General features: G+C 27.1%; 8 protein-coding genes. All 8 read right to left on the reverse strand.

The annotated features are described in order from the left end of the window. Positions 1–325, reverse strand: a 325-nt coding sequence (gene recO / locus Q0V09_RS06345) for a DNA repair protein RecO (RefSeq protein WP_297487745.1), incomplete at its 3' end; no start/stop codon positions are given. Between the two features lie 2 nt (positions 326–327). Continuing rightward, positions 328–846, reverse strand: coding sequence for a hypothetical protein (locus Q0V09_RS06350; protein ID WP_297406686.1), 519 nt, complete (start codon positions 844–846; stop codon positions 328–330). Continuing rightward, on the reverse strand, positions 847–1653 hold the full coding sequence (gene mreC, locus Q0V09_RS06355; RefSeq protein ID WP_297487748.1) for a rod shape-determining protein MreC: 807 nt from the start codon (positions 1651–1653) through the stop codon (positions 847–849). Between the two features lie 2 nt (positions 1654–1655). Then, positions 1656–2759 (reverse strand): M20/M25/M40 family metallo-hydrolase, encoded by a 1104-nt coding sequence (locus Q0V09_RS06360; RefSeq protein ID WP_297487750.1) that lies wholly within the window; start codon positions 2757–2759, stop codon positions 1656–1658. Between the two features lie 181 nt (positions 2760–2940). Next, positions 2941–3432, reverse strand: a complete 492-nt coding sequence (locus Q0V09_RS06365; RefSeq protein ID WP_297487752.1) for an NAD(P)H-dependent oxidoreductase subunit E — start codon at positions 3430–3432, stop codon at positions 2941–2943. Between the two features lie 48 nt (positions 3433–3480). Beyond that, positions 3481–4461, reverse strand: a complete 981-nt coding sequence (locus Q0V09_RS06370) for a class II fructose-bisphosphate aldolase (RefSeq protein WP_297487754.1) — start codon at positions 4459–4461, stop codon at positions 3481–3483. A gap of 76 nt (positions 4462–4537) precedes the next feature. After that, complete coding sequence (locus tag Q0V09_RS06375; RefSeq protein WP_297487756.1) at positions 4538–5008, reverse strand: hypothetical protein; 471 nt, start codon at positions 5006–5008, stop codon at positions 4538–4540. After that, positions 4995–6266 carry a serine--tRNA ligase gene (gene serS, locus Q0V09_RS06380; RefSeq protein ID WP_297487758.1) on the reverse strand — a complete coding sequence of 424 codons (1272 nt, stop codon included), beginning with the start codon at positions 6264–6266 and terminating at the stop codon, positions 4995–4997. The genes Q0V09_RS06375 and serS overlap by 14 nt, the downstream gene beginning before the upstream one ends. Positions 6267–6360 lie beyond the last annotated feature (94 nt).

Here is a 6360-nt window from a genome sequence, read left to right on the forward strand (position 1 = left end):
TCTGTTCACCATATAATACAATCTCATTAACTATAGAAAGAATATAAGAAGCTATTTCAAGTTTTTCTAGGTCATTTTTTATATCATAAAAATATTCTATTGAATCTATTGATGATAAAATCAAACTATTATTCTTCTTATAAAAAGTAAATTCTGAAAGTGTTAGTAAATCTGCTGAACTTTGATTTCTTTTTTTACTTTTTCTAATTCCTTTTATAAATAATTCTAGTTTCCCATACTCTTCAGAAAAAATAGTTATATATCTATCTGCTTCACCAAAATCATTTTTCTTTATAACTATTCCTTTAGTTTTTAAAAAATTCATTTTTATAGTCCCTCTCTAACAAGTCCACTATTAACTTTAATATCCTCTAATCTTAAAGATGATATTTTTATAGTTCCATCATAAATATCTAACTTAACTGGTAATAGAAAATTATTAACATTTTTAAATTTAACTATCTTTATTAAATAACCACCTTTAAGTTTTAACTCTTTTATTTTTTTTAAATCTTTATCTTTTAATTCATTTAAAATTGTTAAAAAATTATTAAATTCATCTTTTCCACTCTCTTCATTTACCTCATTAAATAATGGAATATATACCAATCTTTTATTATTTTCATATTGATAAATTTCACCTTTATTTATCTTAGGTAAAATCACTTCTTTTCTTAAGTAATCTGAAGCAATATATTTTATTGTATACTCTTTATAAATGTTATCTCCATTTAAATTTGTATTTTCTTTAACTTTTGCATACAGATCTTTAATATTCCTAACTTTATTTACTTGTCCAAAACATCCTACAGTTAATAGTAAAAATAAAATAATTTTTTTTATCATTTAAATATCCACCTCAGTTAAGACAATAACTTCATTCATATTTGTTATATCAAATGGTATTTTAACAATATATTCAACTCTATCTTCATATTTTTTTCTTATTTCGGTTACATCACCTATATATACTCCTTTTGGATATATATCGCTAATTCCTGAAGTATAAATTTTATCTCCAATATTCAAGTGAGCTTCATGAAAAGATACTGGTTCAAATATAAGTTCATCACTTCTATTTCCTTTTATTATTCCCAATACATCTCCACTAGATCTTGCACTTACTATTGAATCTTGAAAAGTGATCATCTCCACTGTTGAATAATCTTTTTCAACATGATCAACTCGACCTATTAATTCATCTCCATAAAGAATAGGCATATTTTTTTTAATTTTATCACGACTTCCTAAATTTATAGCAAAACTTTCAAATAATTCTCTAGTTTGCTGAAAACTAATCTTTCCAACTTTAAAAGAATATTTAAATTCACCTTTCATACTAAGAAGTTTTCTAAGTCTTATATTTTCATCTAATAATTTTTCATTTTTTTCTTCTACTAAACTTTTTTCTAAAATATCTTTTTTTAATTTAGTATTTTCACTTACCAAATCTTTGTAATTTAAAACAGTTTCTGTGCTTTCTTTAGCTTTTTTTCCAAAAAAATATATTTTTGATTGTAATGGATATAGTACATTATTTATTTCAGATATACTATACATAAATACATCCTTTGCAAAAAATATTACAACTATAATTCCTATTAATATATAAATTATATTAAAAACTTTTTTCTTATTTTTACCAATTCTCATTTTTATCCTTTTATTATTTCTACTAATATTTTAGCTAATTTTACTAGATCGCTAATCTCTATATACTCTTCTAATGTGTGTACTTTAGTCATTCCTACAGCTAAATTAACAGCTGGAATTCCTTTGTTATTATATATATTTGTATCACTTCCACCACCTGATGAAACTGTTTCAGAAGTTATTCCTGCTCTTTCACATGCCTCTTTTACAATTGTAATAACCTCTTCATTATCATCTAAAACAAATCCTGGATACTCTACATTTACTTCATTTTCAAATTTAGCACCAAACTCTTCTGCAACATTGCTAAATATATCAAAAGTTTCTTTTAATAAATTTTCTAATTTTTCATTTGATAAGCTTCTAGCTTCATATTGTAATTCAACAGTTGGCATTACAATATTAGTAGCTTGACCTCCACTTACAACTCCTATATTTGATGTTGTTTCACTGTCAACTCTTCCTAATTTTATTTTTGTTATTGCATGAGCTGCTACTGTTAAAGCATTTATTCCATTTTCTGGAGATATTCCTGCATGAGCTGGTTTCCCTATAACCTTTAATACTCCTCTTGCTGCTGATGGAGCTTTAGTTATTATTTTTCCAGGTTTTCCACTTGAATCTAGTATGAATCCAAAATCAATATTATATTTTTCAACTTCAAAAGCTTTAGCTCCTAAAAGTCCAATCTCTTCAGCCATTGAAAATACTACAACAATTTCTGGATGATCTAAATTTTTCTCTTTTATTACTCTTAACATCTCTATAATCGCAGCTATTCCACCTTTGTCATCACCACCTAATATTGATGTCCCATCACTTTTTATAATTCCATTTTCTATTATAGGAGTTATTTTTTCACAGGGTACAACAGTATCCATGTGAGCACTAAATAGATATTTTTTTCTGCCTTGTGATTTTAATATACCAATTATATTTCCGCAGTTTCCACCATTTTTTATACCAGCATTATCCTCTTCTACTTCAAGTCCTAGTTCTTTTAATATTTCTATTAAATAGTCACCCATTTTCCTCTCATTTTTCGAAGGTGATGGAATTTTCACCATATCTAAAAAGTTTTCCACTATTCTGTTCTCATTTACCATTTGACCCTCCTAAAATATATCTATTTATAAATATTTCTTTAATAGATTATATTACATTGTTTTTCCTTTGTAAAGGGTTAATACCAATTAAAACTTATAAAAAATGGTTATTTTTTGAACTATATCCACTTTTTTTTACTAAATGATAAAGACTTATTTTATCTTATTCATAATTGTAATGTTATTTTTTGTTTTTTATTTTTAAAAAAAACTTTTCAATATTTTTAACTTCATTTCCTCCATATATCTCTTTATTAACTACAATTACTGGTGCTAATCCACAAGCTCCTACGCATCTAATAATATCCAGAGAAAATAATTCATCTTTTGTTTTTTCACCAATTTCTATTCCTAAATATTTTTTTACATTTTTTAAAACTTCTCTTGCACCTTTTTTACAACAAGTCTCTCCCAGACAAACTCCTATATGATATTTCCCCTTTAAAGTTTTTGTAAAAATCCCATTAAACTCTACAATTTCATTTATTTTTTTTGATGAGCACATAGTTTCTTTTATAATAATATTTTTTACATCTTCAGATATATATCCGAAAATCTCTTGTCCCTTATAAAGAGAAGCTATCATCTCTCCATTTGTCCCTTTTATCTCTTTTATATATTTTTTTAATTCATCTATTTTTTCTTCATAAATATCTTTTTCCAATATATTCAATATATTTCTCCTTTAGAAATAAAAAAAGGGCTATATAGCCCCTTTTATCTATTTTGTTGCTGCTTTATATGCATTTTTTGAACCAAATACAGTTTCAATTTTTGATTTATAGTAAGATTTCATCTCTTCTTTAGCCACACCTAAATATTTTCTAGGGTCAAACTCTCCTGGCTTTTCAGTAAATACTTTTCTTACTCCTGCTGTAAAGGCTAATCTTCCATCAGTATCTACATTTATCTTAGCAACACCTGATTTAGCTGCTCCATTTAATTCAGAATCTGGAATTCCAATAGCATCTTTTAATTGTCCACCATTTTCTTTTATCATTTCAACATATTTTTGAGGTACAGCTGATGATCCATGTAAAACAATTGGGAATCCTGGAAGTCTTCTTTCAATTTCAGCTAATATATTTAACTCTAATTTAGGATTAGTTCCTGGTTTAAATTTATGTGCTCCATGAGAAGTTCCAATTGCAATTGCTAATGAATCTACCCCAGTTTTTGATACAAATTCTTCTACTTCTTCTGGATTTGTATAAATGTGGTGATCTGCAACTACATCATCCTCTACTCCAGCTAAAACTCCTAATTCTGCTTCAACAGTAACATCAAATTGTTTAGCATATTCTACAACCTGTTTAGTTATCTCTATATTCTCTTCAAAAGAGTAATGTGATCCATCTATCATTACAGATGAAAAACCTGCATCAATACAAGTTTTAACAGCATCTAAGCTAGGTCCATGATCTAAGTGAAGGGCAACAGGAATATCTGATCCCATAGCTCTTGCAGTATCAACTGCACCTTTAGCAAGTAATGGAGTTACTTCTTTCCCCATATACTTTAAAGCTCCAGTTGAACATTGTAAAATTACTGGTGATCCCATTTCAGCACAAGCCTCTATTATTGCTTGCATTTGCTCCATATTATTGAAGTTAAATGCTGGTACTGCATAATGCTCTTTGTTTGCTTTTTCAAACATTTCCTTTGTATTCGACAATCCTAAATCTTTGTAATTATATGCCATGATCTTCCTCCTAATATTTGTTTTATTATATCTATACTATAACAAAATTTTTAATTAAAATCAATTTTTGAAAATATTAGTTTTTTATCTTTATTTGCCTTAAAATATATCTAAAAAACCATTTTATTTTTCTTTTGCTTTTAAATATTTTAAAAACTTCTGGAATTAATTCAATAACATCTTCTATAATTTCTTGATATGAAGATAATTTTTTAGGGAGTATTTTTTTAGTATTTATAAGCCAAGAAAGAATTATTAAGTTTATTATTCTTAAAAAATTTGTAGCAAAGTTTATTATTCCACCTTTTGTTACATAGATATTAAAAATTTTAAAAAAAACTTCTCCCTCTTGATTATAATATATTTGAGCGATAAATGTAGTTATATAAATAAATATTAAAAATTTTAACTTTTTTACATTTTCCCAAATGTTCTTATTAATTATGAGATTTAATATAATTCCCACGACTAATAATACTGTTAAAATTCTCATATCCTTTATAAAAAGATTTAATAAAAAAAGAATTACAATACTACTTTTTAACAACTTTCATTCCACCCATATAAGGTATTAATACCTCTGGTATTATAAATGATCCATCCTCTTGTTGGTAGTTTTCCATTATTGCAACTAAAGTTCTTCCAACTGCAAGTCCTGATCCATTTAATGTATGACAGAATTCACTTTTAGAGTTTCCTTCTGGTCTATATTTAAGTCCCATTCTTCTTGATTGGAAATCTGTACAGTTAGAACAAGATGAAATCTCTCTAAATTTGTTTTGCCCTGGAACCCATACTTCTAAGTCATAAGTTTTTGCAGCTCCAAATCCAATATCTCCTGAACAAAGTTGAATTACACGATATGGTAAATTTAATTTTTGTAAAATAGTTTCTGCATTAACTACCATTTTTTCTAACTCGTCATAAGATGTTTCTGGAGTTGCTAATTTTACCATTTCAACTTTATTAAATTGATGTAATCTTATTAATCCTTTCATATCTCTACCATATGACCCTGCTTCTCTTCTAAAACAAGGTGAATAAGCTGTATAATATTTAGGTAAATCACTTTCATTTAAAATCTCTTGTCTATGTAAGTTAGTTAATGTTATTTCTGAAGTTGAAATTAAGAACATGTCATCTGTTGTTTTATACATATCATCTTCAAATTTAGGAAGTTGTCCTGTTCCTTCGCAAATTTCTCTTTTTACTATAAATGGAGTTAAGTGCTCAGTATATCCATGCTCTGTTGTATGTGTATCTAACATAAAACTAATTAGAGCTCTCTCTAATCTAGCTCCTGCTCCTCTATACACTACAAATCTAGATCCTCCTAATTTTGATCCTCTTTCAAAATCAAGAATTTCTAAATCTTCCCCTATTTCCCAGTGCTCTTTTGGTTTAAATGTAAATTCTTTTGGAGTTCCCCATCTTCTGATCTCTACATTATCATCTTCTGTTTTTCCAATTGGAGTACTTGAATGATATGCATTTGGCATTGTCATTTGGAAATATGTTACTTTTTCCTCTACCTCTGCTAATTTAACATCTAATTCTTTTATTTGAGCTGAAACTTTTCCCATTTCTGCTATTATTTCAGAAGCATCTTCTCCTGCTTTTTTTCTTTTAGCAACTTCAGCAGATTCTACATTTCTTTTATTTTTTAAAAGTTCTACTTCTGTTAGTATTTCTCTTCTCTCTGCATCAAGTTTTACAAACTCTTGAAGATCAATATTACTTCCTCTATTTACTAACATCTCTTGTAACGTTTCAATATTTTCACGAATAAATCTTAAGTCTAGCATATTTTTTCTCCTTCATACTTAATTTATATATTTTTTATATTATACCCTCTTTTTCCTATTTTAAGATCGGAAGAGCACACGTCTGAACTCCAGT

Source organism: uncultured Cetobacterium sp. (assembly GCF_947039425.1).
GTDB lineage: Bacteria > Fusobacteriota > Fusobacteriia > Fusobacteriales > Fusobacteriaceae > Cetobacterium_A.

Excerpts from the sequence above, each read along its gene's own strand:
- Q0V09_RS06360 (WP_297487750.1), bottom strand. The coding sequence starts at position 2,759 with ATGGTAAATGAGAACAGAATAGTGGAAAACTTTTTAGATATGGTGAAA.
- Q0V09_RS06350 (WP_297406686.1), bottom strand. The coding sequence starts at position 846 with ATGATAAAAAAAATTATTTTATTTTTACTATTAACTGTAGGATGTTTT.
- Q0V09_RS06370 (WP_297487754.1), bottom strand. The coding sequence starts at position 4,461 with ATGGCATATAATTACAAAGATTTAGGATTGTCGAATACAAAGGAAATG.
- mreC (WP_297487748.1), bottom strand. The coding sequence starts at position 1,653 with ATGAGAATTGGTAAAAATAAGAAAAAAGTTTTTAATATAATTTATATA.
- serS (WP_297487758.1), bottom strand. The coding sequence starts at position 6,266 with ATGCTAGACTTAAGATTTATTCGTGAAAATATTGAAACGTTACAAGAG.